We start from the raw sequence: 24,473 nt of genomic DNA, 5'->3' as shown, positions 1-24,473 counted from the left end.
GGCCGACAGGGAAGCCGACCGGTCCTCGACGGCGACACCTGGCGAGCGCGGGCTCGGCGGCGGGCTTCGGCGCGGAAGCTCGCCTACCGCGCCGGCACCGCGCCGGCGGTGTCGACGGGCTCCCGAGGCAGCACCACGGTGAAGGTCGCCCCGCGTCCCGGTTCGCTGTCGACCGACACCCGTCCGCCGTGGGCGGTCACCAAGGCTTGGACGATGGACAGGCCGAGGCCGGTGCCGCCGCTGGCGCGGGTGCGTGAGGCGTCGGCGCGGTAGAAGCGTTCGAACACCCGGGCCGCGGCGTCGGGGGACAGGCCGGGGCCCGCATCGATCACGTCGATGCGGACGCGATCGGGCGCTGGGGTGAGCCGCACCGTGATCGGTGTTTCCCGCGGAGTGTGGGTGAGTGCGTTGCCGATCAGGTTGTTCAGTACTTGGCGCAGGCGGGCCTCGTCGCCGACGACGTCCATGGTCCCCTCGCCGTCGCCGAGCGCCAGCGTGATCGGACGATCCGGCGCGTCGGGGGAGGGTTTCTGGCGGGCGGCGATGGCCCTGGCGTTGTGCACGGCGTCACCGGCGAGCGCGAGCAGGTCGACGGGTTTGCGCTCCAGCGGCCGTTTCTCGTCCAGCCGCGCCAGCAACAGCAGGTCTTCGACCAGCAGTCCCATTCGCTCGGCCTCGGCCTCGATCCGGCCGACCACCATCCCAGCGTCGCTGCTCGCGCCCTGGCGGTACAGCTCGGCGAAGCCGCGGATCGTGGTCAGCGGCGTGCGCAGTTCGTGGCTGGCGTCCGCGACGAAGCGGCGCATCCGCGCCTCCGATCGGCGGGCCGCCTCCTCCGAGGCCTCGGTCGCGGCCACGCCGTGCTGGATCTGCGCCAGCATCTCGTTCAACGACCGCGCCAGATGATCGACCTCGGTGTCGACGCCGCGCACCGGCACGCGCCGGTGCAGGTCGCCGCCCGCGATGGCCGCCGCTGTCTGCTCCACCTCGCGCAGCGGCCGCAGGCTGCGCCGGATGACCAGGTAGCCGACGGCGCCGAGGGCCAGCAGCGCCGCGGCTCCCGTGCCGATCTCGAAGAAGATCAGCCGCGAGACCGTCTCCTGGTTGTCGGTCAGCGGCAGGCCGATGGTGGTGGAACCGTACTGGTTGGTGGTGGTCAGGACACGCCAGCGCACCGAGGAACCGTCGGCGGAATCCACCGTCCGCGGCGTGCGGGTGTTCGCGCCGTCGAGTTCAGGGGCGCCCGCGGCGTTGTTGGCGCCCGGTAGCTCTTGGTACACCTGCCCGTCGGCTCCCGTGCGCAGTTCGAAGAAGCGGCGCGGCTGCTCGCCCGCCGACCTCGGCTGCACCGGCACGGCCGGGAGGTCGGCCGGAATCCATTGAGTGCGACCGTCGTTCGTGGTGACCTGCCGCATCGGGCGCGGCTGCGCCCAGGACCGCGCCGCGTCGTAGAGCTGCTCGTCGGTGCGCTGGGTGAGCGACCGGCTCAGCGCCGAGGTCACCGCCGCGCCCGAGGCGAACAACGCCGCCGCCGTCAGCAGCAGCAGCACGATCACCAGCCCGATTCGCAGCGGGACCGCCGAGACCCGCCGCGCGAGTTCCTCCCGTGCGCTCACGTCCGGCTCGCCTGGGGTTCACGCAGCACGTAGCCCACCCCGCGCAGCGTGTGCAGCAGCTTCGGTTCGGTGGTGTCGATCTTGCGCCGCAGGTAGGACACGTACGACTCGACCACACCCGCGTCGCCGCCGAAGTCGTAGCGCCAGACGTGGTCGAGGATCTTCGGCTTGCTCAGCACCTTGCCCGCGTTGACCATGAAGTACCGCAGCAGCGTGAACTCGGTCGGCGACAGCGACACCGGCGCGCCCGCCTTCCACACCTCGTGGCTGTCGTCGTCGAGCACCAGGTCGCCGACCGCGATCCGGTTGGCGCTCTCCTGGACGGACTGTATTCCGCTGCGGCGCAAGATGACTCGCAGACGCGCGATGACCTCCTCCAGGCTGAACGGCTTGGTCACGTAGTCGTCCGCGCCGAGGGTGAGGCCGGTGAGCTTGTCGTCGACGTCGTCGCGTGCGGTCAGGAACAGCACGGGGGCGCTCACCCCGTCGGCGCGCAGCCGCCGCAGCATCCCGAACCCGTCCATGCCCGGCATCATCACGTCGAGGATGAGCGCGTCCGGCCGGAAGGTGCGCACCCGGTCCAGCGCCTGCGTGCCGCTGAGCGCGGTGGCCACCTCGAAGCCCTGGAACCGCAGGCTCACGGCGAGCAGTTCGATGATCATCGGTTCGTCGTCCACGATGAGGACGCGGGCTTCGGGTTCGGTGCCGGTCATGCACCCATGGTTGCGCCGCAAGCGCTGAGCAACCTGCGAGCAAGCTGGACGTTTCCTGTGAACGGGGATCACCGCAGACGTGCGTGGGCAACGCCCGGCTGGCCTTGCCGGGCGGTCGTGGACAGTGATGCCGCGCGGCCCTCGAACCCGCGGAACGCGATATCGCCGCGTCGTGGGACGCGGCGATATCGCGGACCGGAATCGTCAGCTGGTCGGTGCGGTCAGGTCGTAGACCGTGACGCCGCCGACTGTCTTCGCGGTGTAGTGCGCCTTCACCCACTCGGTGATCTGGTCCGCGGCCGACTTCTCGCCACTGGAGCCGGGCCGCATGCCCTGCCCCTGCGCGATGAAGTAGTGCACCTCGCCGTTCGCCACGTACTGCTGGAACTGGGCCAGCGTCGGCGCGTCGTCGCCACCGCTGAAGCCGCCGATCGCGATCACCGACGTGCCGGTGCGCAGTTCCAGGCTGGAGGCGGTGCCCGAGCCGATGCTCGCCGCCGACCACCGGTTGTCGGTGTCGGCCAGCAGGGCGTCCAACTCGGCGTTGTCGGCGCTGCCACCAGGTCCGCCGCCGCCGGGACCGCTCGCGGGAGCCCCATCGCCGGTCGGCAGGCCGCCGTCGGCGAGAGCCGCGTCGCCGGTCGGCTGGCCGGTGGGGGCCGCGTCGCCGGTTGCTTGGCCGGTGCCGGTGGGGGCCGCGTCGCCGGTTGCTTGGCCGGTGCCGGCCGAGTCTCCGGTCGGCCGACCGGTCCCGGACGCTCCGTCTGCGGCCTGGGCGCGGCCGTCGTCGGCTCCCGCGCCCCGGCCGGGTGCACCAGGCCCGCCCATCGACCCCGTCTGCGCGGGTCCGGAGGTGGGGATGCCGCCGCTGTGCGCGTGCGTGACCGTCTCGATCGCGTAGGCCGTCGATCCGGCGAATCCGGCGAGCAACGCCGTGGCCGCGATCACGACGGCGATCCGGCGCGACCGGTGCGCGCCGAGCAGCAGCGCCACCGCGGCGATCGCCGTCACGGCCACCACCGTCCAGCGCAGCCACGGCAGCCAGTCCGGCGTGCGGTTCAGCAGTACGAAGGCCCAGGCGCCGGTGACCGCCGACAGCAGGGCCAAGGTGATCCTGGCCGCCACGTGTCCGCGCCGCCACCACAGCTGCGTCACCGCGATCGCGGCGACACCGGCGACGCCGGGCGCGAGAGCCACCGTGTAGTACGGGTGGATGATGCCGCTCATGTAGCTGAAGACCAAGCCGGTGCCGACCAGCCAGCCGCCCCACAGGACCATCGCCGCCCGCAGCCGATCGGTGCGCGGTGCGCGGCCGCTCAGCCAGAGCCCGGCGACCAAGCCGATCAGCGCGACCGGAAGCAGCCAGGAGATCTCGGTCGCCATGGTGCCGCTGAACAGCCGGGCCAGTCCGGTCTCGCCGCCGAACGCCCCGCCCATGCCGCCACCGCCCGGGCCGCCCGAGCCGCCGCCGCTCGGATTGCCGCTGCCGCCGAGCAACCGGCCCATGCCGTTGTAACCGAGCGCCAGTTCCCACAGGCTGTTATCGGTCGATCCGCCGATGTACGGGCGCGAATCAGCGGGCCACAACTCGACCAGCAGCACGTACCAGCCGCCCGCGACCACCATGGCCGCGCACGCGGTGATCAATTTGCCGACGCGCGACCAGAATCCGCCCGCTCCCGCGACCAGGAACACCAAGCCCAGCGCCGGCAGCACCAGGAACGCTTGCATCATCTTGGTCAGGAACGCGAACCCGATGGCGGCACCGGCCAGCGCGAGCCAGCCGGTACTCGCCGAACGCCAGCGCGGGGCGTCCGAGTCGATCGCCCGCACCGTGCAGTAGGCCGCCGCGATCAGCAGCAGGGTCAGCAGCGCGTCCGGGTTGTCGAAGCGGAACATCAACGCGGCGACCGGCGTCGCCGCCAACGCCGCACCCGCGAGCAGGCCCGCGCCGGGCCCACTCCACCGCCGCACCGCGGCATACAGCAGCGCCACCGAGCCCACGCCCATCAACGCCTGCGGCGCCAGCAGCGACCACGAGCCGAACCCGAGCAGCCGCCCCGACAGCCCCATCACCCACAGCGCCGCGGGCGGCTTGTCCACCGTGATCGCGTTGCCCGCGTCGTGCGCGCCGAACAGCAGCGCCTTCCAGCTCTGCGTGCCCGCCTGCGCCGCCGCGGCGTAATACTCGTTCGCCCAACCGGACACCGTCAGATTCCACAGATATAGCACCGCGGTCGCGACGAGCAGCGCGAGCAGCGCCGGGCGCGCCCACCGCGGTTGCGTCGCGGGCCCGAAGAACACGCGATCCGCCCAGGACCGTCCGGCCGGGGCGCGATGGGCGCCGACGAGTCGCTCGTCGGCCTCGACGCCCGGCGGGACGCTCGTGATCAGCGCCATGATTTCGCCTTCCTTTCGTCAACCTCTGCTCGAAGGCTAGGAAGGCGGGCTGCCCGCAAGCTGGGGCAAAGCTGGGAGTGCGCTGTGCGGCCGGGCAGCGCTCGCCCGGATCACACCGTGCTGACGACCTCCGCGTACTCGAGTCGCGGCGAACGCGGGAACCAGGCGTTCGGACCGGGTTTGCCGATGTTGACCACGACGAGGCCGGTGTGTTCCCCGCCGGGGAAGAAATCCGCGTCCAGACCCGCGCTGTCGAAGCCGTTCATCGGCCCCGCCGCCAGCCCGGCGGCGCGGACGCCGAGGATGAAGTAGCCGATCTGGATCGACGCGTTGAAGCGCGCGGACTCGGCGCGATAGCCGGGGTCGGCGAAGTAGTCCTTGGCCTCCGGCGCGTGCGGGAACACCTTGGGCAGGTGCTGGTGGAAATTCAGGTCGGCGGCCAGGATCGCCGACAGCGGCGCGGCGGCCGTCTTCGGCTTGTTGTTGTCGATCATGTGGCCGACCAGCCGTGCCCGCGCCTCGGGACTGCGTACCAGGACGATCCGCAGCGGCTGCTGGTTCATCGACGTGGGTCCGTATTTCACCAGTTCGTAGATCTCGCGGATCTGCTCGTCGGTGACCGGCTCGTCGGTGAACGCGTTCGCCGTGCGGGCCTCGCGGAACAGCAGGTCTTGAGCGTCGGCGGCGAGTGTGAGCAAGGCGGGCTGAACGGAGTTCACGGGTTCTCCTCGAAGGGTGGTCGGATCAGTCGTGGACGACGCGCCGCGACCGGGTCAGCAACCCGCCGTCGGTGCGGACGAGCACGTCGTGCACGACGCAGCTCGGCGCGATCTCCGGCTTGCTGTTCGGGCGGATCTTCACCACCAGGCAGTAGGCGGTGGACACGATGGTGCCGTCGTCCTGCGGTTGCAGGTTGATCATGTTGAACCAATGCCTGCGCTGCATCGGGTCGGTGTCGAAGCGCTTGTGGAACTCGACCAGGTCGGCGATGATCCCCGCCCTGGTCCGGGCGGGCGGAATGCCCGGCGTGTGCTCGAATTCCGCGTCCTCGGTGAAGGTGGCGGCGTAGCCGGGGATGTCGCGGTTGTCCAGCCGCTGCATCTGCTCGGCGTAGAACTGCTGGACCTCGGCGTACAACTCGGTGCGGCTGGCGACGGTGGTCATGGTTGCTCCTGTGGTCGCGGCGGGGCTCGGCTGCACGCCAGCGTGGTGCACGCCGCTAGAGCCTCGGTTGAGCCGAGGCACGGGCGCGGTTGACCGGATCTATAGGACGCGGGTCGACCCTGGTGGTCGAGAAGCCCGGCGGGTTCGGAAGTTCGACCGATGGAGGAGTCATGGCGGAAAATCGGCGCGTCGCGCTGGTCACGGGAGCGACCAGCGGAATGGGCCTGGAGATCACCAAAAGCCTTGCGGCCCAGGGCATCGCGGTGTTCCTCTGCGCTCGCGATCAACAGCGGGTGACCGACACGGTGAAGAGCCTGCAGGACGAGGGCCACGAGGTGGACGGCACCGTCTGCGACGTCGCCGACGCCGCGCAGGTGCGCGAGTACGTCGACGCCGGTGTGCGGCGTTACGGCCCGATCGACATCCTGATCAACAACGCGGGCCGCAGCGGCGGCGGCGTCACCGCGCAGGTGCCCGACGACCTGTGGTTCGACGTGATCAACACCAATCTCAACAGCGTGTTCCTGATGACGAAGGCGGTGCTGAACGCGGGCGGCATGCTCGAACGCGGCAGCGGCCGCATCGTCAACATCGCCTCCACCGGCGGCAAACAGGGCGTGGTGCACGGCGCTCCGTACTCCGCGTCCAAGCACGGCGTGGTCGGCTTCACCAAGGCGCTCGGCCTCGAACTGGCCAAGACCGGGATCACCGTGAACGCCGTGTGCCCCGGCTTCGTGGAGACGCCGATGGCCGAGCGGGTGCGCGAGGTGTATTCCGGGCTGTGGGGCGTCGACACCGACGAGGTGCACGCGCGGGTCAGCGCGCGGGTGCCCATCGGCCGCTATGTGCAGCCGTTCGAGGTGGCGGCGATGGTCGACTATCTGATCGGTCCCGGGGCGGGCGCCGTCACCGCGCAGGCGTTGAACGTCTGTGGCGGACTGGGCAATTACTGACGAGGAGTGACGGCGATGACCGCAGTGGAGGAGAACGCTCCCGCTACCGGACACGAGGACTATCTGCGTGTGCTGGAAGCGATCCAGTCCGGCGCGTTGCAGTTGCTCGCGGGTTTTCCGCGGCAGCCGAGCGCGCTGCGTTTCCAGGTGGGGGAGGTGACCGTCGAGGCCGAGTGGGCCGAAGCGAGCCCGGTCGGGACCGCCCCGCTCGCGGTGGCCGGGGTGGAAGCCGTCGCCGCTCCGGAGGCGCTCGGCGCGGTCGTGCGCGCGCCCAGCGTCGGCGTGTTCTATCGATGCCCCGAGCCGGGCGCTGACCCGTTCGTGACGGTCGGCGACCGGGTCGGCGCCGGGCAGCAGGTCGGCATCGTGGAGGCGATGAAGCTGATGATCCCGGTGACCACCCAGGCCGGCGGCGTGATCACCGGGATACTGAAGGAAGACGGCGAACCGGTTCAATTCGACGAGCCCTTGTTCTCGTATACCGCGGAATGACGGCCGGATTCCGGCGGGCGGCCGCGACGCCAGGTGAGCACCCGGCGTTGTGTCCGCCCGCCGACCTGTGCGGCGCCGATCAGCGTCAGCACGTCACCGTTCAGCGACATCTGCCGCACCTGCTCCGTCCGCGCCCACGCCGGGTTGGAGCACACGCTGATCGCGTGCACCACCTCCGCGCCGGTGCGCCGCCAGGTGCCCGCGTATCCCATGAACGGGGTGGCTCCCGTGGCTGCGTCCGTGCGCATCATGCTCACGGACATGTAGCCGTGCGCGCCGTAGATCAGCAGGCCGCGCGGGGCGTCGCCGAGCGGTCCCTCGCTGGTGACGCCCTGCTCGTCGATGTCGTAGTAGGACACCAGTTCCCAGGTGCCGACAAGATCGGATGCGTTCATGACACCGACGATGGCGGCCGCCGCTCTAATCACGCTGTAGCCGGTCGGGCGGCGAAGCGGTGACTGATCCGCACCAGCTGCCAGACGACCTCCAGCTCCGCGTGATCGCGCGGCCCGTACACCATCACCAGCGTCCCCGGCAGGTAGCCCTGCCGCGCCATCGGATGCGCCTCCGCCCATCCTCGGGAAACCGCCTGCGCCACCACGTCTTCCGGCAGGCACATGTGCAGGCTGCCGTCTCCGTGCCCGTGCAGGTGGGCGAATTCCGTGCCGGCGAGGTACGCCGCACGCGGCCCTCGGGCGATCCCCGGTCGCAGGTGCAGCGCCCGGGTGTCGGGCAGGGAGACGCCACTGCGGCCGAGCAGGACGCCGTCGAGCGTGGTCATCCGCGACCACAGCTCCTCTTGCAACTCGGGCGGCGCGATCTGGTCGAGCTGCTGGTGTGGGTTGTGCTCCCGGGTGCGCGGCCGCTCGCCGGAGCGGCGCGGCAGGTCCAGGCGGCCGTCCACTGTTGTCGTCATGACTGTGCTCCCTTCGGTTTTCGCGTACTCGCGACCCCTGGAAACACATTACTTTCCAAAGTATAGTAGTAACCAAGGGGAAAGTGACTTACCAGGAGGACGTATGCCAGCCGTGCCGGAGCCCGTCGATCCTTGTCCGATCACGCCCGTCATCGACCTGGTGTTCGGCCGCTGGTCCACCCAGGTGCTGTGGGTGCTCACCCACGACGGCACGCTGCGCTTCACCGAACTGCAACAGCGCATTCCCGGCCTGACCCCGAAGGTCCTCACCCAGCGCCTGCGTCAGCTCGAACGCGACGGCCTGGTCGCGCGCACCTATTACCCCGAGGTCCCGCCGCGCGTCGAATACGAGGCGACCCCGCTGGCCAGAACGCTCACTCCGGTGTTCGGCAGCATCGTGGCCTGGTCCGCCGAGCATCTCGGCGAGGTTCTCGCGGCGCGCGCCGCCTTCGACGCGGGGGAGCGAGTGAGCTGATCCGCGGTCAGCGGGCGGATGTCGGGCGCGGCGCCACGGTGAGCAGGAATCCGGCCAGTTCGCGAGGCATCGTGATCATGCAGTCGTGCCCGGTGGGGAGGACGTGCAGGCGATCGGCGGGCAGATCGGCGGGTGGCAGGGTGCGGGGCATGGCGGCGCGCATCGCTTTGAAGTCGTCGCCGCCTTCGCCGCAATGGACGTGCCGCACCGGGATCGCCGCCAGCGCCTCGGGGTTCGTCAGAACCATCGGCTGCTGGAAGGTCTTCAGCGACTGCGGCGTCTGCATGGACGCCAGCCAGCTGAGATCGGGTTCCTCCGTGACGCCGTACAGTCCGCCGTCGCCGGCCGGCTCGGTCTGCGGCGGCACCAGCCAGCCGTCACCGGCCTTCGCCGCCGCGGCGGCGAAGGCCTCGACCATGCCCGGCATGATGTCGGCCACCGCCTCGCCGTCGCGAGGCACGAAGGTGTCGATGTAGACGAGTTCGGCGATGCGGTCGGGCACGGCGTCGGCCAGCGCGGTGACGACGATGCCCGCGTAACTGTGCCCCACCAGGACGATGTCGGTCAGATCTTCGGCGGTGACCAGGTCGATCAGATCCTCGACGTGGGTGTCGAGGCCGACATCCGCGGTGAGCAGGTCCGCGCGGTCGCCCAAACCGACCAGCGACGGGGCCAGGACACGATGCCCCGCGTCCTCCAGCAGCGGAGTCACCCGCTGCCAGACCCAACCGCCGTGGAAGGCGCCGTGAATGAGCAAGTAGGTCGACACGATCAGTTCTCCCTGAGTCTCGTCAGTGCGGTGACGGTTCCGGTCGCGGGCGGCACCGGCTCGGGCCGGATGCCGAGGCCGATCACCCGGGCCACCAGCCGGGGCAGGCGCGGGAAACGGCGCAGCAGCCGGACCAGCAGCGGATTGTCGGTGCCTGGCCGTCCCGCGCTGGGGTAGAGGTCGGCCAGCAAGTGCAGCTGCGCGAATTGCACGACGCGCATGGGCAATTCACGGCGGCGCTGAATGGTGCGCAGCTGGGCCGTTGACGGGTTCACGCCCGCCGCGAGGACAGGCGCCAGCAGCCGGGCGGTCGCGATGGCATCTTGCACCGCGAGATTGATGCCGACTCCGCCCGCCGGGGACATCGCGTGCGCCGCGTCCCCGATCGCCACCAGTCCGGGGCGGTACCAGCGGCGCAGCCGGTCCACCCGCACGTCGAGCGGTTTCACGTCGTCCCAGTCCAAAATCTCCGCGTCCAGCCGTGGCGCGAGCACGGGATAGATGGCCGCCAGATCCGCACGGAACCGCGCCGGCCCCGCCGCCCGGATCGTCGCGAAACCGCCCTTCGGGATCATGTAGGCGACTTGCAGATAGTCGCCGCGATCGATACAGACGATGAAGAAGCCCTTCCCGCTGCGCACCGTGGGCAGGCGCTCGCCCTCCGGCTTGCCGACCCGGAACCACAGCACGTCCATGGGCGCCGCGGCGGCGGCGACCTCGAGCAGCCCCGACCGGCGCACGATCGAATGCCGCCCGTCGGCCGCGATCACCAGATCCGCGGCGACCTCCAGCGGGCCGTCGGTGGTCTCGGCGCGTACGCCCGTCACCTTGCCGTCGCGCAGGATGAGCTCGGTCACCTCCGCTTCCTGCACCAGCCGGAAACCGGGATAGCGGCGACCGGCTTCGGCGAGGAAGTTCAGCACGTCCCACTGCGGCATGAAGGCCACGAACGGGAACGGCCCTGGCAGCGCGCTGAAATCGGCGAACACAACCGGCCCGGTGGCGGTCGCCATCGGCAGCCGGGGCAGCTCGACGTGCGGCAGCGCGAGGAACTCTTCGGCCAGGCCGAGTTCGTTCATCGCGAGCAGTGTCGAGGTGTGCACGGTGTCGCCCCGGAAATCCCGCAGGAAGTCCGGATGCTTCTCCAGCACGAGCACCTGTACGCCGGAGCGCGCCAGCAGCAGACCGGTCATCAGCCCCGCCGGACCGCCGCCGATCACGCACACCCGCACCGATTCGGTGCTCACGCCAGGCATGCCGGCACCTGCCCGCCGTTGTAGAGCACCATCTCGTCGAAGATCGCCAGGACATCCAGCGGCTCACCGGGCTCGCCGCCGGACAGTTCCGCGTCCGCGCGATACAGATTGCCGACCAGCCGCTCCTGATCCACCAGGTCGGCGAACTCGCCGTGGTCGGCCTCCAGCGCGATCGCCAGCGGCGTCAGCCCGAGCGCGCGTCCCTCCACCGCCAGGTCCTGCACCCAGCGCAGATAGCGCAGCGTCTGGTCGAAGATCTCCGGCCCGGTGACCGGGCCGTGCCCGGCGACGACCGTCTCCGCGCCCAGCGCGGCCAGCCGCCGGACGGCGGTGATCGCCCCGCTGACCGACCCCATCAGGCAGAACGGCGCCGCGCCCGACATCACCAGATCCCCGGCGAACAGAACGCGTTCCTCGGGCAGCCACGCCACCACGTCATTGGTGGTGTGCGCGGCCGTGCCGAAGTGGAGCAGTTCCACCCGGCGCCGGCCTTGATGCAGGGTGAGGTGATAGCTGAACGTGATGCTGGGCAACGTGACCCGCACATCGCCCCATTCGACGTCCGGCCACAGCTTCGTCAGCGCCAGGCCGGTCTCGATCATCTCCGGCCGGATCCGGTCGTGGCCGACCACGACCGCCGCCGGTCCGAACAGGTGGTTGCCGAAGTTGTGGTCGCCGTGGTGGTGGGTGTTCACGATGGTGCGGGCCGGGCCGGCGCCCAGCCCGTCGACGAACTCGACGAGCGCCCGGGTGCGCCCTTCCGTCGCCAGCGTGTCGATCACCACCGCGCCGTCCGGCCCGGTCAGCACACCGGCGTTGCTGACGCACCAGCCGCCGCGGCTGTGGGTGTAGGCGTAGACGCCGTCGGCGATCTCGTGCACGCGCGGTGCCGCGGCCGTCTCGGTGGCGGTCATGTCGGCGACTTCGTCGACGCGGCATGGCGTTCCGCGCACCGCAACGTGTTGCGGCTGTTGCTGGAAAGGGCCTCGGTGAGGTACGCGCGGGCATCGGCGAGATCGGTGTTCGCACCGAGGATCTCGCGCGCGGCCGCGGGATCGATCGCGACCGTGTGCCGCGCGGTCACCACCGCGCCGCCCGGTCCGTCGGCGAACTCCCACCCGCCGCTGTGGCCGAACAGTATCGCGGGCGGCACCAGCTGCTTGTAGTCGATCCGTTCGCCCGCGACGCATACCCGGATCGATTTGGTGGTGTGCGGGAGGCCGCCCGCCGTCACCGTGTCCATCTCCATCAGCTGCACGCCGTCGGCGTCCTCGGTGAGCTCTACGCGGCCGACGTGCGGCACCTGCTCGGGCCAGCGTTCGCTGTGGTAGACGAAGTCGTATGCCTCGGAGGCCGAGCAGTCCAGCGTCACCGTGTCCTCGAAGGTGTGGACCACCTCGCGCGCCGGGTGACCGAGTTCGGCGATACGGGCCAGCGCCGCGAGCTCGGACACGCTGTTGCGATCCACCGCGGCGGCGACCTGCGCGGCATCGGCCCCGTCCACCACCGTGAAGTGGTGGTCCAAGACCACCTTCGTCGTGCCGGGGCCGAGCTCGCGGAACGACCAGCCGCCGCCCATCGACGCGATCGGCGCCTGGCTGCGCTCCTGCTCGAAGGCGATGCGGCGCTGTCCGGCGTCCAGCACCCGCCGCGACGTCCAGTTCCGCACCGCGCCGCCGACGGTCGCCCACAGCCGGAAGCGTTCCTCGTCCGGCCCGCGGTGCAGATGCCGCACCAGCACGCTCGGCTCGAAGATCACCGGCCACCTGGTGACGTCGGCGACCAGGTCGTAGACGACGTCCGGGGCGGCCCGCACCACCCTGGAGTGGGACATCACTTCCGCGCTCATGCCGCACCGCGCAGTTGGGTGTTCACGATGTCGACCAGCTCTTGTGGCGTCTTGACCTCGATGAGCTGTTCCTCGGGGATTGTCACGCCGAAGTCGCGCTGGATGCGCGCCGCGGTCTCGATGAGCGCGAGCGAGTCGTAGCCCAGCTCCTCGAATTCCACGCTCGCGATGTCGCCGCCGAGTTCGGCGAGGTCTTCGCCGCCGGCGCAGTCCACCAGAATGCGGCGTAAATCGGTGATGGTCATGGTCATGATTCGCTCCTCGGCAGATCTCGATCGGATACGGCGCGCACGACGACCGCGGAGTTGAAACCCCAGCGCCCGCGTGCAAGGACGAGCGCGCCGCCGACGGTGGCGGAGCGCGGGGCGCCGAGAACCAGATCGATCCGGTAGTCCTCGGCGAGGGTGGTGGTGTGCGCGGTCGGCGGGAGCACCGAGTCGCGCATCGCCAGCAGCGCGGTGACGACGTCGAGCGGGCCGGCGCCGGAGAACAGGCGCCCGGTCAGCGGTTTCGACGCGGTGACCGGAACGCCGCCGGGCCCGAACACCGCCTCGATGGCGGCGGCCTCGTCGCGGTCGCGATCGGGTATGCCGGAGGCGTCGGCGAACACCACGTCGATGTCGCCGGGCGTCATCCCGGCGTCCGCCAGCGCGAGCTCGGCGGCGCGGCGCAGGCCAGAGGGCCGGCCGGAACCGGGCGGCGGGTCGAAGGTCGATGCGTACCCAGCGATCTCGCCGTGCACCTTCGGCACGCCACGAGCCCGCGCGGCGGCGGCGTCCTCGATCACCAGCATCGCGCCGCCTTCGCCCGGCACGTACCCGGCGGCGCGGGCGTCGAACGGCAGATACGCGCGCTCGGGGTCGGTCGCGGTGCTCACCGCACCGCTGGACAGATGCGAGGCCCACCCCCACGGATCCAGCGCCGAATCGACGCCGCCGGTGACCACCAGCGGCGTCCCGCGCCGCACGGTGCGCCGCGCGTGACCGATCGCGTCCAGGCCACCCGCCTGCTCGGCGACCAAGGCGCTGCTCGGTCCGCGCATGCCGTGCCGGATGGAGATCTGGCCGGTGTTGACCGCGTAGAACCACGCGAAGGACTCGTAGACGCTGACGTGCTCGGAGCCGAGCGACCACAGCTTGTTGAACTCCCGATGGGTGAATTCGAAGCCGCCGGAGGCATTTCCGGTGACCACGCCCATGTCGTAGTCGGTCATCGCCGCCGTGTCGACTTTCGCGTCGTCCAGCGCCCACTGCGCGGCGACCAGCGCCATCCGGGTCGAGACGTCCGTCTGCGGCAGCAGCCGGCTCGGCAGGTGGGCACCGGCGTCGAAATCGGCCACCTGGCCGGCCAGGCGCGCCGCCGAGCGGCTGGTGTCGAACCGGGTGAGCGGCGCGACCCCGCCGCGCCCGGCCAGCACGGCGTCCCAGAAACGCTCCACGCCGGTGCCGTTGGGCGCGAGCACGCCCATTCCGGTCACGAGGATCATGCCGCCACCGCTTCCGCTTTGCGCAGCACCATCGCGCTCTGGAAGCCGCCGAACCCGCTGCCCACGGTGAGCACGGTGTCCATCCGGTGGTCGCGGGCGACCAGCGGCACGTAGTCCAGATCGCATTCGGGGTCGGGTTCGTGCAGGTTCGCCGTCGGCGGCACCACCTGGTATTCCAGCGCGAGCAGCGAGGCGGCGATCTCCACCGAGCCGATCGCGCCGAGCGAATGCCCGACCATCGACTTGATCGAGCTCATCGGCGTGGCGTAGGCGTGCGCGCCGAGACTGCGCTTCACCGCCGCGGTTTCGTGGCGGTCGTTCTGCCTGGTTCCGGAGCCGTGCGCGTTGATGTAGTGCACGCTTGTCGGGTCGATCCTGGATTCGTCGAGCGCGACCCGGATCGCCTCGGCCATCTCGCGGCCGTCGGCTTTGAGTCCCGTCATGTGATAGGCGTTGCACCGGGTCGCGTACCCGGAGATCTCGGCGTAGATGTGTGCGCCCCGCCTGCGCGCGCTCGCGTACTCCTCCAGCACGAACATCGCGGCGCCCTCGGCGAGCACGAATCCGTTGCGCGAGTTGTCGAACGGACGCGAGGCCACCTCCGCCTCGTCGTTGCGCGGGGTGGTCGCTTTGATCGCGTCGAAACAGGCCACCACGATCGGTGTGATGGGCGTGTCCGACGCCCCCGCCACCATGACGTCGGCCGATCCCTCGCGGATCAGCTGCACCGCGTGGCCCACCGAGTCCAGTCCCGACGTGCAGCCGTTGGAGACCATCGCCACCGGTCCTTCGGCGCCGACGCTCCAAGCCACTTCGGCGGGCATCACGCTGGGAATCATGTAGTCGAACATGTGCGGGGACAGATACGTCTCGTCGACCAGCCAGTTCTTCCCGGAGTCCGACAGCACCAGGTACTCACGCTCCAGGCTGGTGGCCGCGGCGACCGCGCTGCCGAGGCTCACACCGAGCCGGTGCGGATCGACCGCGGCGAGGTCGATCCCGCTGTCGGCCACCGCCTCCCGCGCGCAGACCACGGCGAACTGCACAGCACGGTCCATGCGCCGGATCTCTCGGGGGGACAACCCTTCCCGCACCGGGTCGAAGTCCGCTTCGCCGGCCACCTGGGACCGGTACGGCGAGGCGTCGAAGAACGAGATCCGGCGCGTCGCGGTGCGGCCTTCCGACAGCAGCTTCCAGAACTCGTCCTTGCCCGACCCCCCGGGCGCGCGGACGCCGAGCCCGGTGACGACGACGCGGCGGCTCATCGTGGACCACCGGATGCGTTGAGGTTCATGGCGTTCTCCCTTCGATGGTGCGATCGAGCATCGGCGACGGCCCTCGAACCTCGCTCGAGCGAAGGAGTCGAGCTGTTCTCTAGCGGTGCGGCGCAGGCTGTCGCAGTGATCATTCGGCCGGCGCCGCCCGGATCGATCACCCGTTCCCGAGCACAGGAGACACGCGTGATGAAGTCAGCACACGGCCGAGACGGCGCCGCGGACTGGGTGCTCTGCCCGGCATGCCTGATCCCGCTGTACGGCAAGCGGTTCGCCCGCGACCTCGGCGTCTGCGGCGAATGCGGCAGGCACACGCCGATCACGGCGCGCCAGCGCATCGAGCAGCTCGCCGACCATGGCCGCTTCGAGCCGCTGCCGGTCCCCGCCACCGACGAAGACCCGCTGACGTTCACCGACACCAAGCCCTACCCCGACCGGCTGGCCGCCGCCCGCGCTCACACCGGCATGCACGACGCGGTGCTGTGCGCGGTGGCCACGATCGAGGGCAGGCCGGCGGTGATCGCCGCCATGGACTTCCGCTTCCTGGGCGGCAGCCTGGGCACCGCCGTCGGCGAGATGATCACCGCGGCCGCCGAAACCGCGCTGGCCCGGCGTCTTCCGCTGATCATCGTCACCGCGTCCGGCGGCGCCAGGATGCAGGAGGGTCCGCTGTCGCTGATGCAGATGGCCAAGACCAGTGCGGCGCTGGAACAACTCGACCGCGCGGGCATCCTCACCGTCACCCTGATCACCGACCCCACCTACGGCGGTGTCGCGGCTTCCTTCGCCACCCTGTCCGACGTGCTGATCGCCGAACCGGGCGCGCGCCTCGGGTTCGCCGGGCGGCGGGTGATCGAGCAGACCATCCGCCAGGAGCTGCCGCCGAAGTTCCAGACCGCCGAATTCCTGCTGGAACGCGGGCTCATCGACCTGATCGTCCCGCGCGCGGGTCTGCGCCAGGCGCTCGGCTCGCTGCTGCGGGCCGCAAGTCCGGTCGATCCCGCCGACACCTTCGTCCCCGCCGACGCGGGAACGATCACCGATCCGGCCCGCGTCCCCGTGACCGATCCCTGGACGCAAGTAGGCCGGGCTCGATCACCGCGGCGGCCCACCGCGATGGACTACTTCGCCCTCGCCTTCGACGAATTCCGCGAGCTGCGCGGCGACCGGATCTCCGGCGATTGCGCCGCGGTGGTCGGCGGAACGGCGTGGCTCGGGGGGCGGCCGGTCATGGTGATCGGCCACCAGAAGGGACACGATCCCAAGGAACTGATGGAACGCAACTTCGGCATGCCGACCCCGGCCGGGTATCGCAAGGCGGCGCGGCTGATGCGGCTGGCCGAGAAGCTCGGGCTGCCCGTCGTCACCTTGATCGACACGCCCGGCGCATATCCGGGTGCGACCGCCGAAGAGCAGGGGCAGGCGATCGTCATCGCGGAGAACATCCGGCTGATGTCCGCCCTGCGGGTGCCGGTCGTCAGTGTGGTGATCGGCGAGGGCGGCAGCGGCGGAGCCCTGGCGCTCGGTGTGGCCAACCGGGTGCTGATGTTCGCGAACGGCACGTACTCGGTGATCAGCCCGGAGGGCTGCGCGGCGATCGTGTGGAACGATCCCGCCGCCGCGCCCGACGCCGCCGCCGCGCTGTCGCTGACCGCCCGGGACCTGTTGCGTCTCGGGGTGGTGGACGCGGTGCTGCCCGAGCCGGACGACGATGTGGGCGCGGCTCCCGTGGCCGCGGCCGACCGACTGCGCCGCGCCTTGGCCGCGACCCTCGGCGAACTCGCCGGTCGCGGCGGCGCCGAGCTGGCCGACGAACGCCGCGCCCGGTTCCGGCGCTTCGGCGCGCGGCAGCAGGTCCTGGTCCGGTCGGTCGCGTAGGAGTGGCGTCGTGTTCGAGAAAATCCTGATCGCCAATCGCGGCGAGATCGCGCTTCGCGTCGCGCGCACCTGCCGCGAACTCGGCGTGCGCACCGTGGCGGTGCACTCGGTCGCCGACGCCGAGTCGGCGGTGGTGCGTTTCGCCGACGAGGCGGTGCAGATCGGCCCGTCCGCGGCCAAGCGCAGTTATCTGAACGCCGCGGCGATCCTGGCCGCCGCCGAGCTCACCGGCGCGGACGCGATCCATCCCGGCTACGGATTCCTCTCCGAGTCGCCGGATTTCGCCGACGCGTGCCGAGCGGCGGGCAGAACGCTGATCGGGCCGCCCGCCGACGTGATGGCCCAGCTCGGCGACAAGCAGTCGGCGCGCACGCTGATGGCGAAGGCCGGGCTGCCCCTTCTGCCGGGCAGCCTCGATCCGCTCGAACTCGACGAGGCGCACGCGCTCGCGGATTCGATCGGTTATCCGGTGATCGTCAAAGCGGCCGCGGGCGGAGGCGGGCGCGGCATGCGGGTGGTGCACGAGAGCGCGGCGTTCCCGCGCGCATATCAGGAGACGAGGGCGACGGCGCGGATGCTGTTCGGCGACAGCCGAGTGTATCTGGAGAAGTACCTCGCCGCGGCCAGGCACGTCGAGATACAGGTGCTGTGCGACGCCTTCGGCAACGGCGTGTACCTGGGTGAACGCGACTGCTCGGTGCAGCGCAGGCACCAGAAGCTGATCGAGGAATCGCCTGCGCCGCTGTTACCGGACGGCCTGGCCCAGCGAATGGGCGAGTCCGCCGTGCACGGTGTGCTCGAAGCCGGGTACACCGGCGCGGGCACCGTGGAATTCCTGGTCGATCGGGACGGCGATTACTACTTCATGGAAGTGAACTGCCGAATTCAGGTGGAACACCCGGTGACCGAAATGGTCACCGGTATGGATCTCATCGCCGAGCAGATTCGCGTCGCGGCGGGAGAACCGCTCGGCCTCGCGCAGGAGGATATTGTCCTGCGTGGCGCGGCGATCGAATGCCGGATCAATGCCGAAAATCCTGCGGCCGAATTCGCGCCCGCTCCCGGCATCCTGACGGAATTCACCCCGCCGGGCGGTCCGTTCGTCCGTGTCGACACCCATGCCCACGCCGGCTATTCGATACCTCCGAACTATGACTCGCTGCTGGCCAAATTGGTGGTGTGGGCGCCCGATCGCGACCGGGCGCTGGCCAGGATGCGCAGGGCGCTGGCGGAATTCCGGATCTCGGGCGCCCACGTCGCGACCACCCGCGATTTCCTCTACGAGGTGCTCGACCACCCGGCCATGCGCGCCGCCACGCACACCACCGGGTTGGTGGACGAACTGCTCGGACGGGAATGAGCGCACCGGACCGTTGCCCGGCCCCGCGTCATCGAGCGTGGCCGGGCTCGGACGCGGCCGCGTCATGCGGGCTCGGCGGCGGCGCTGAGCTCGGGGGAGTGCCAGCCGATCAGGTAACCGGCGTGACAGCTGTTGAGCATCGCGCTCACCGAGTCGTCGGAGGCGGCCAGGATGTCCTGGTGCAGCTTCCGCAGCTTCTGGCACGGGTCGAGCCCGAGCTCGTCCTGCATGGACCTGCTGAACTGCTGATAGGAGGCCAAGGCGCGGGCGCGCTGTCCCGACCGGCACAGGGCGAACATGTAGTACGCCTGCAGCCGCTCGTGCAGCGGATGCTGCATGGTCAGCCGCGCCAGATCGGGGCACACCTCGCGGTGCCTGCCCAGCCGCAATTCCGCCTCCACCCGCAGCTCGATGTTGGCCAGACGCAGGTGGTCCAGATGCGAGATCTCCGCGGCGAGCGGGATGCCGCCCTCCACGTCCACCAGCGCCGGACCGTTCCACAGCGCTTCCGCCGCGCTGAACAGATCCACCGCGCGCTCGTCGTCGCCGGTCTTGGCCGCGCAGCGGGCAGCAGCGGACATGGACTGATAGTCGCGCAGGTCGAACACACAGTCCCGCACGTCGAAGGAGTAGCCCTTGCTGCACGTGCGCAAAAAGCGTTCGGCTACCTCGGCCTGTCCGATCCCGAGCTGCTCCGCCATCTTCTTACGAATTCCGAGCACATATGTCTGCACGACGGTCACCGCGCTGCGCGGCGGATCGTCGTTCCACAGTTCTTCGATCAGGGCCGTCACCGGGACGACGGTGTCGTGCCGAACCAACAGTAATGCCAGCAACTGCCGCTGCTTCTGCGCAGTCGGCGTCGCGTTGTGATTGTTCAGAGCAAGCGTCAACGGGCCTAGCACGCGAGCGCATACTGGATACTTCACTGGGAACTCTCCTACGGGCGAATGTCCCCCCGACCGACGTGAGATTCTCGATTGCCACCGCGTTGTAGGCTTCGTCCACAGTAGCGAGAAAGCCGTATCGACGCCATGAATCCTGAGTAATATCGGAGTTAATTTCACCCGCTGTTTCGCCGAATTTCCCTCGGCCGCAAGGAGATTCGCCCGTTATTTGCAGACCTGTCAGCCGCGGCGAATTCGTAGGATGTTGTCTTTTCTGGTGCCGGGCTGGCCCTCCGGTCCGGCGTGTTCGCGCTCGACCTCCTCCTCCACTTCCACCCGCCATTCGGCCGGGTCGAGCGCGAGACCGGCGCGCACCTCGGCCGTGGTCGGGAAATGCACGTCGGCGGGTGGTTCCAGCACCCAGGAAGGCCATTGCGCGTGCCCGACGATCAGCAATACCCCGCCGGGGGCCACCGCCTCGGCGGCGCGGCGCAGGATTCGCGTCCGTTCGCCGTCCTCGGCCGCCGGTGAGTGCAGATACTGCGCCGTGACGAGGTCGAAACGTCCGGCGGGGAAGGTGTGATCCAGATCGTGCCGCTGCCAATCGATTTCGCCGTCGAGGTCGTGCCGGGCCGCGTTGGTCCTGGCGCGGGCCAGCGCGGTCTCCGACACGTCGACCGCCGTGACCCGCCAGCCGCGCTCGGCCAGCCAGATCGCGTCGGCGCCCTCGGCGCAGCCCAGATCCAGCGCGGTGCCGGGCGCGAGCGCCTCGATCTCGCGGACCAGCAGGAAGTTCGGCCGTCCCGACCAGACCCGCTCGCGCTCCTGGTAGAAGGCCTCCCAGTACTCGACGGTCGTCGAGGTCATCCGGTCGGCGTGGTGATGGGGTGTCGCACTCATGTGTCCCACCCTCCATCGGCCCGGCCGAAACGGCAAATATCGTTGCCGCTTCGGCAACCGATTGCCGACCGCGGCCGTCGCCGGCCCGTAGGTCAGCAGTCGTCGAGCGGGTCGCGCAGGATCATGCCCTCGGCCGCACGCAGGCGCGTGGTCATGGTCGTCAGCAGATCGACGGAGTCCTCGGAGAGGCCGATGGCCGTGTGCAGGAGCCTGCGCAACCGCGGGCTGGCGAGGCGGTCGACGAGGGTGCTGTCGTGTTCGGTCGGATCGGCGTCGAGCTGTCGGTCGAGATTCACGGGAAGGTACTCACAATCGGTCATCGGGCCCCCAGGAAACCATGTGCATGCGACGCTCGTGCCTGGAACGACTGTGTGGGCACGGGCGAGATCGTTCCGGGGCGCAGCGTACATCGCAACTGGTCGGTCGCTGTACCGGGTCGGAATGGGTGCGGGTGATCTCCGTGCCGCAGTCGGGTCGGCTCGTCCGTGCCGTGGCCGCGCCGGCTCCGGCGCGGAGATCGTGCCCATTGTTCCACTGTCCCAGGGCAATTCGGCAAAACGGGCGCGTCAGCGCAGGTGGTGGTCGTGTTGCGGCGCGCAGAGGCGCCCGCCGCGCCCGCCGTCAGGTCCCGGCCGTTCCCAATTCTGGGAAATCGCGCCTCCGGGCCGCCGACCGCAAAACCGGGAGCTCAGCCGGTTCGTCCGTGACACGATGGGTGACGGCCGAAGCAGGCAGCGACCGACGAAAGGCCCGCCATGGGAAACCTCGACGACCGGATTGCGGTGATCACCGGCGGAGCCCGCGGACAGGGGCGCGCGCACGCCTTGGCGCTGGCGAACGCCGGGGCCGACATCGTGGTGTGCGATATCGCCGCACCGCTGTCCGGCCTTCCCTACGAGCTGAGCACGCCCGCCGACCTGGCCGAGACCGCCGCGCTGGTGGAGCGGACCGGCCGCCGCTGCGTCGCCGTCCGGGCCGACGTGCGCAGCCTGGAACAGATGCGGACGGTCGCCGAGCGCGCGCTCGAGGAGTTCGACCGCATCGACATCCTCATCGCCAACGCGGGCATCGCGTCCAACTCGCCCGTCGCCGAGATGGACGAGCAGTTGTGGCAGGACATGATCGACACCAATCTGACGGGGGTGTTCCACAGCTTCCGCGCGGTCGTGCCGCACATGATCGAGCGGCGCTGGGGTCGCGTGGTGGCCACCTCCTCCATCGTGGCGAAGATGGGCGTGCGCAACGCGGCGCACTACGCCGCGAGCAAGTGGGGCGTGCTCGGCCTGGTGAAGTCGCTGTCGCTGGAGGTGGCGGAGTACGGCATCACGGTGAACGCGCTGCTGCCCTCCGGCGTGGACACCGACATGATCCAGAACCCGGCGACCTGGCGGCTCATGGTGCCCGGCAAGGAGAATCCCACCAGGGAGGACTGGATGGCGATCATCGAATCAGGGCCGCCCAACGGCGATCTGATCCAGCCCGCCGAGGTGGCCGAGGCCATGCTGTTACTGGTCTCCGAGCACGGCCGTCACTTCAACGGGGAGGCCGTCACCATCTCCTGCGGCGGGAGCGCGAGCACCTCTAGGGTCCGCGCCGGAAAACCGGCCGGTGGACCACCGACCCTGGCCTGCGCGTCGTGGCGTTCCGGGTCGTACCCACACCGGTGGCCCGCCGAACGCGTCGTTCGGCGGGCCACCGATCCTGGCCGCGTCAGCGGCGACGCGACTCGATCGCTTCGCGCGCCGCCTGCGCGGTCTGCGCTCCCCGCTCGCGGGCCACGTCCACCGCGTGCGTCCCGCGCTCTTTGGCGGTTTCGGCGAGTTCAGGTCCGCGCTCTTTGGCGAGGTCGGCCCATTCGGCGCTGCGCTGCTTCGCCAGATCCGCCAGGTGCGCGCTTTGCTCCTTGGCGATCTCGGCCCATTCGGAGCCGCGTTCCTTGGCGATCTCGGCCCATTCCGCGCCGCGCTCTTTGGCGATCTCGGCCCAGTCGGAGCCGCGTTCTTTCGCGATTCCGGCCCATTCCGCGCCGCGCTCTTTGGCGATCTCGGCCCATTCCTGCCCGTGGGTCTTGGCGGTGTCGGCCAGCTCGCTGCCGTGTTCCTTGGCCGCGTCCGCCAACCCCGGTCCGTGCCGCTGGGCGGTTTCGGCGAGTTCGGCCCCCTTGCTCGCGGCTACCGCGCCCAGCGCCCGCGCCTTGTCCGCGGCTTCGTGCGCGTGCTTGCGCAGCGCCGCGCCGGTGGTGTCCGAGGCCGCGCCGAACGGCAGCGCCGCGGTCACCGCGGCCGCGGCGTCACGGGCGGCGCGGCGGCCGCGCCAGCCCAGCGAGGGCTTGCCCTCGGTGTCGGCGGCAGCGATCATCAGTCCGCCGAGCAGCCCGACATCCTTGAGGAACGCGTTCCGCTTCGCCGACTTGCGGGCCGGATCCTGCTCGTTCCAGAAGTCCTGCTCGGTGACGGCCGCGGGCACGACGGTCGCGGCGAGCACCAGCGCGGCCAGGCGCGGCGCCTTGCCGAGGGCCAGCAGCACACCGCCGCCGACCTGAGCGAAGGCATTGACCTGCACGACGGTCGACGGATTGGACGGCAACTTCGCGGCGATCTCTTCGGGGAGCTGCCGCTGTCCCCGTTCCAGTAGCGCGTTCGCGGACTTGACCCGCTCGTCCGGGTGCCGCAGCGTATGGACCCCGTCGACCACGAACGCGGTGGCCAGTAGCGGCCGGGCCAGTCGGCGCAACAACATGACGAAACCCCTTCCATTGATGGCGTCACAATTCGGATTCCCGCGCGGTTCGGGGCCAAACACGCCGGTCCGCCGCCGTGTGAAGGCCGCCTCATCCGGGTAACAGCTAATCGAGAGAAATCGATCTGGGGGGTGAAGGCGCCGCCGCACCGCTCGTTTTCCCGCCCTGCTCCGCCGGAAGGTATCTGCTGTGAACACCCGTACGGCCGCAACGGCGTTCGACGCCGTCGTCGCCGAGTTGCCCGCCGCGCCGAAGTGCACGTTCCGCTTCGATTCGGTGCCCTGCCGTCATCGGGCGGAATGGTTCATCCGTAAACGGTCCTGCTGCCATCCGGCGGGCGTGGATTTCCTGTGCGAGACCTGCCATACCCGCATCCATTGGATGCTCGACATGGGTGTGGTGTTCGAATGCGTCGGATGCGGTGTGCACTCGGCCAGTTTCGCCGAACTCTGCCCGACCGCGGCTCCGCTCTGAGCGCGGTTCAGCCGCCGGTGGGCTTCGGCAGGGGCGCGTCGATCGCGGCGAGGAAGCCGGTGATGATCGACGCGACCCGTTCCGGGGCCTCCACCATCGGAAGATGACCGCAGTCCGGTAATTCCACCGCCGTGTGCGGGCGCAGCGCACGGTTGAGCCGCCCGCCCGCCTTCGCCGACAGGATGCGGTTGCGCCGCCCCCAGATCGTGCAGATGGGCGGGAAACCGGAGGGCGGTTCGAATGTGTCCAACGCGCGGTAGGACGGGAAGTCCTGCACCAAGCCGTGCAGCGCTTCCAGTCTGCCCCGATCGGTCCAGTGCGCCCGCACCCGCGGGTCGTGCTGGTCGCGCTTGCCCCGGCCGCGGGGGCCGAGCTGATTGCCGACGATCAGCGAGACCACCGGGTTCGGCAGGCTGATCCGCCGGGCCAGCGGAGCCAGCGGCAACCGCGCGTCCAGCCAGGCCAGGCCCGCCGACTGCCCCGAACTGACGGTGTCCAAGGTGAGCGGATTGATCAGCACCAGCGCGCGCACCCGGTCCGGTCGCTCCATGGCGTAGCGCAGCGAGGTGGCGCTGCCGAGACAGTTGCCGATCAGTACCACGTCGGTGAGCCGGTGAGCGTCCAGGAACGCCGCGAGCATGTCGGCGTAGTCGATCAGGCGGTAGCCGGTCGCGGGCCGGTCGGATTGCCCGTAGCCGGGCAGGTCGAGCGCGAAGACCTCGTGTCCGCCCCGCAGCGCCGCGACCTGGTCGTCCCAGATGCGGCGTTGTGTGCCCGCGTTGTGCAGGAGCACGACCGGTGATCCGCTGCCGGTCCGGTCGAAGACCACGGACCTGCCCCGATGTTCGAATACGCGCACGCCGACTCCCTG

The 24,473-nt window shown here is 70.3% G+C and carries 25 protein-coding genes and 1 pseudogene; 7 read left to right on the top strand and 19 right to left on the bottom strand.

The window, feature by feature from the left end:
- Nucleotides 1-83: 83 nt before the first annotated feature.
- The 5 genes from ACH49X_RS06970 to ACH49X_RS06950 all read right to left on the bottom strand — a co-directional run bounded on the left by ACH49X_RS06970 (nt 84) and on the right by ACH49X_RS06950 (nt 5,893).
- Nucleotides 84-1,616, bottom strand: coding sequence for a HAMP domain-containing sensor histidine kinase (locus tag ACH49X_RS06970; RefSeq protein ID WP_357108187.1), 1,533 nt, complete (start codon nt 1,614-1,616; stop codon nt 84-86).
- The gene (locus ACH49X_RS06965) at nt 1,613-2,329 is read right to left on the bottom strand and encodes a response regulator transcription factor (RefSeq protein WP_195081909.1); all 717 of its coding nucleotides are present in this window, start codon (nt 2,327-2,329) and stop codon (nt 1,613-1,615) included. Before ACH49X_RS06965 ends, ACH49X_RS06970 begins: the two co-directional genes overlap by 4 nt.
- Nucleotides 2,330-2,533: 204 nt before the next feature.
- The gene (locus tag ACH49X_RS06960; RefSeq protein WP_357108190.1) at nt 2,534-4,729 is read right to left on the bottom strand and encodes a glycosyltransferase family 39 protein; all 2,196 of its coding nucleotides are present in this window, start codon (nt 4,727-4,729) and stop codon (nt 2,534-2,536) included.
- Nucleotides 4,730-4,839: 110 nt separating this feature from the next.
- Nucleotides 4,840-5,448, bottom strand: a complete 609-nt coding sequence (locus ACH49X_RS06955) for a malonic semialdehyde reductase (protein WP_195081907.1) — start codon at nt 5,446-5,448, stop codon at nt 4,840-4,842.
- Between the two features lie 25 nt (nt 5,449-5,473).
- Nucleotides 5,474-5,893 carry a nuclear transport factor 2 family protein gene (locus ACH49X_RS06950; RefSeq protein ID WP_357108193.1) on the bottom strand — a complete coding sequence of 140 codons (420 nt, stop codon included), beginning with the start codon at nt 5,891-5,893 and terminating at the stop codon, nt 5,474-5,476.
- Between the two features lie 170 nt (nt 5,894-6,063).
- Between ACH49X_RS06950 and ACH49X_RS06945 the strand changes: the two genes are divergently transcribed.
- On the top strand, nt 6,064-6,846 hold the full coding sequence (locus ACH49X_RS06945; RefSeq protein ID WP_357108196.1) for an SDR family NAD(P)-dependent oxidoreductase: 783 nt from the start codon (nt 6,064-6,066) through the stop codon (nt 6,844-6,846).
- A gap of 15 nt (nt 6,847-6,861) precedes the next feature.
- Entirely contained in the window at nt 6,862-7,338 is a 477-nt protein-coding gene (locus tag ACH49X_RS06940) for a biotin/lipoyl-containing protein (RefSeq protein WP_357208347.1), read from the top strand.
- Here ACH49X_RS06940 and ACH49X_RS06935 read toward each other — a convergent pair.
- Together ACH49X_RS06935 and ACH49X_RS06930 are read right to left on the bottom strand one after the other, a co-directional pair.
- The gene (locus tag ACH49X_RS06935) at nt 7,299-7,733 is read right to left on the bottom strand and encodes a lipocalin-like domain-containing protein (protein ID WP_357108202.1); all 435 of its coding nucleotides are present in this window, start codon (nt 7,731-7,733) and stop codon (nt 7,299-7,301) included. The genes ACH49X_RS06940 and ACH49X_RS06935 overlap by 40 nt on opposite strands.
- 29 nt (nt 7,734-7,762) lie before the next feature.
- A complete protein-coding gene (locus tag ACH49X_RS06930) occupies nt 7,763-8,254 on the bottom strand; it encodes a luciferase family protein (protein WP_067798258.1) in 492 nt (163 codons plus the stop codon).
- A gap of 103 nt (nt 8,255-8,357) precedes the next feature.
- Between ACH49X_RS06930 and ACH49X_RS06925 the strand changes: the two genes are divergently transcribed.
- A complete protein-coding gene (locus tag ACH49X_RS06925) occupies nt 8,358-8,729 on the top strand; it encodes a helix-turn-helix domain-containing protein (RefSeq protein WP_195081902.1) in 372 nt (123 codons plus the stop codon).
- Nucleotides 8,730-8,736: 7 nt separating this feature from the next.
- Here ACH49X_RS06925 and ACH49X_RS06920 read toward each other — a convergent pair whose 3' ends face one another.
- From ACH49X_RS06920 to ACH49X_RS06890, 7 genes are read right to left on the bottom strand one after another with little or no spacing between them, the layout of a single operon-like run.
- On the bottom strand, nt 8,737-9,498 hold the full coding sequence (locus ACH49X_RS06920) for an alpha/beta fold hydrolase (protein ID WP_195081901.1): 762 nt from the start codon (nt 9,496-9,498) through the stop codon (nt 8,737-8,739).
- Between the two features lie 2 nt (nt 9,499-9,500).
- The gene (locus ACH49X_RS06915; RefSeq protein WP_195081900.1) at nt 9,501-10,754 is read right to left on the bottom strand and encodes an FAD-dependent oxidoreductase; all 1,254 of its coding nucleotides are present in this window, start codon (nt 10,752-10,754) and stop codon (nt 9,501-9,503) included.
- A complete protein-coding gene (locus ACH49X_RS06910) occupies nt 10,742-11,668 on the bottom strand; it encodes an MBL fold metallo-hydrolase (RefSeq protein ID WP_357208345.1) in 927 nt (308 codons plus the stop codon). Before ACH49X_RS06910 ends, ACH49X_RS06915 begins: the two co-directional genes overlap by 13 nt.
- Nucleotides 11,665-12,603 carry an aromatase/cyclase gene (locus ACH49X_RS06905; protein WP_195081898.1) on the bottom strand — a complete coding sequence of 313 codons (939 nt, stop codon included), beginning with the start codon at nt 12,601-12,603 and terminating at the stop codon, nt 11,665-11,667. Before ACH49X_RS06905 ends, ACH49X_RS06910 begins: the two co-directional genes overlap by 4 nt.
- The gene (locus ACH49X_RS06900; protein WP_323124396.1) at nt 12,600-12,854 is read right to left on the bottom strand and encodes an acyl carrier protein; all 255 of its coding nucleotides are present in this window, start codon (nt 12,852-12,854) and stop codon (nt 12,600-12,602) included. Before ACH49X_RS06900 ends, ACH49X_RS06905 begins: the two co-directional genes overlap by 4 nt.
- The gene (locus ACH49X_RS06895) at nt 12,851-14,089 is read right to left on the bottom strand and encodes a ketosynthase chain-length factor (RefSeq protein ID WP_357208343.1); all 1,239 of its coding nucleotides are present in this window, start codon (nt 14,087-14,089) and stop codon (nt 12,851-12,853) included. The genes ACH49X_RS06900 and ACH49X_RS06895 overlap by 4 nt, the downstream gene beginning before the upstream one ends.
- Nucleotides 14,086-15,354: a beta-ketoacyl-[acyl-carrier-protein] synthase family protein gene (locus ACH49X_RS06890; protein WP_357108210.1), complete on the bottom strand. Its 1,269-nt coding sequence runs from the start codon at nt 15,352-15,354 to the stop codon at nt 14,086-14,088. Before ACH49X_RS06890 ends, ACH49X_RS06895 begins: the two co-directional genes overlap by 4 nt.
- Nucleotides 15,355-15,552: 198 nt before the next feature.
- On the opposite strand from ACH49X_RS06890, the gene accA reads away from it, so the two are divergent.
- Complete coding sequence (gene accA / locus ACH49X_RS06885) at nt 15,553-17,241, top strand: acetyl-CoA carboxylase carboxyl transferase subunit alpha (protein WP_357108213.1); 1,689 nt, start codon at nt 15,553-15,555, stop codon at nt 17,239-17,241.
- 10 nt (nt 17,242-17,251) lie between these two features.
- On the top strand, nt 17,252-18,601 hold the full coding sequence (locus ACH49X_RS06880) for an acetyl-CoA carboxylase biotin carboxylase subunit (protein WP_357108216.1): 1,350 nt from the start codon (nt 17,252-17,254) through the stop codon (nt 18,599-18,601).
- Between the two features lie 62 nt (nt 18,602-18,663).
- Here the strand turns inward: ACH49X_RS06880 and ACH49X_RS06875 are convergent, their stop codons facing one another.
- The 3 genes from ACH49X_RS06875 to ACH49X_RS06865 all read right to left on the bottom strand — a co-directional run bounded on the left by ACH49X_RS06875 (nt 18,664) and on the right by ACH49X_RS06865 (nt 20,684).
- Nucleotides 18,664-19,530 (bottom strand): AfsR/SARP family transcriptional regulator, encoded by an 867-nt coding sequence (locus ACH49X_RS06875; protein ID WP_357296652.1) that lies wholly within the window; start codon nt 19,528-19,530, stop codon nt 18,664-18,666.
- 198 nt (nt 19,531-19,728) lie between these two features.
- Nucleotides 19,729-20,388: a bifunctional 2-polyprenyl-6-hydroxyphenol methylase/3-demethylubiquinol 3-O-methyltransferase UbiG gene (locus ACH49X_RS06870; RefSeq protein WP_195081892.1), complete on the bottom strand. Its 660-nt coding sequence runs from the start codon at nt 20,386-20,388 to the stop codon at nt 19,729-19,731.
- Nucleotides 20,389-20,480: 92 nt separating this feature from the next.
- Nucleotides 20,481-20,684: a hypothetical protein gene (locus ACH49X_RS06865; protein WP_195081891.1), complete on the bottom strand. Its 204-nt coding sequence runs from the start codon at nt 20,682-20,684 to the stop codon at nt 20,481-20,483.
- A gap of 459 nt (nt 20,685-21,143) precedes the next feature.
- On the opposite strand from ACH49X_RS06865, the pseudogene ACH49X_RS06860 reads away from it, so the two are divergent.
- A pseudogene (locus ACH49X_RS06860) lies at nt 21,144-21,899 on the top strand (mycofactocin-coupled SDR family oxidoreductase); the annotation flags it as partial.
- A gap of 199 nt (nt 21,900-22,098) precedes the next feature.
- Here the strand turns inward: ACH49X_RS06860 and ACH49X_RS06855 are convergent.
- Nucleotides 22,099-23,127 carry a DoxX family protein gene (locus ACH49X_RS06855; RefSeq protein ID WP_357208342.1) on the bottom strand — a complete coding sequence of 343 codons (1,029 nt, stop codon included), beginning with the start codon at nt 23,125-23,127 and terminating at the stop codon, nt 22,099-22,101.
- Nucleotides 23,128-23,317: 190 nt separating this feature from the next.
- On the opposite strand from ACH49X_RS06855, the gene ACH49X_RS06850 reads away from it, so the two are divergent.
- A complete protein-coding gene (locus ACH49X_RS06850) occupies nt 23,318-23,602 on the top strand; it encodes a hypothetical protein (RefSeq protein ID WP_357108224.1) in 285 nt (94 codons plus the stop codon).
- Nucleotides 23,603-23,609: 7 nt separating this feature from the next.
- Here ACH49X_RS06850 and ACH49X_RS06845 read toward each other — a convergent pair whose 3' ends face one another.
- Nucleotides 23,610-24,461, bottom strand: coding sequence for an alpha/beta fold hydrolase (locus ACH49X_RS06845; RefSeq protein WP_195081887.1), 852 nt, complete (start codon nt 24,459-24,461; stop codon nt 23,610-23,612).
- Nucleotides 24,462-24,473: the final 12 nt, after the last annotated feature.

The sequence above is a fragment of the Nocardia sp. NPDC019323 genome (genome assembly GCF_044389845.1).
GTDB classification, from domain to species: domain Bacteria; phylum Actinomycetota; class Actinomycetes; order Mycobacteriales; family Mycobacteriaceae; genus Nocardia; species Nocardia implantans.
This window is presented reverse-complemented; position numbering and strand designations above follow the sequence as displayed.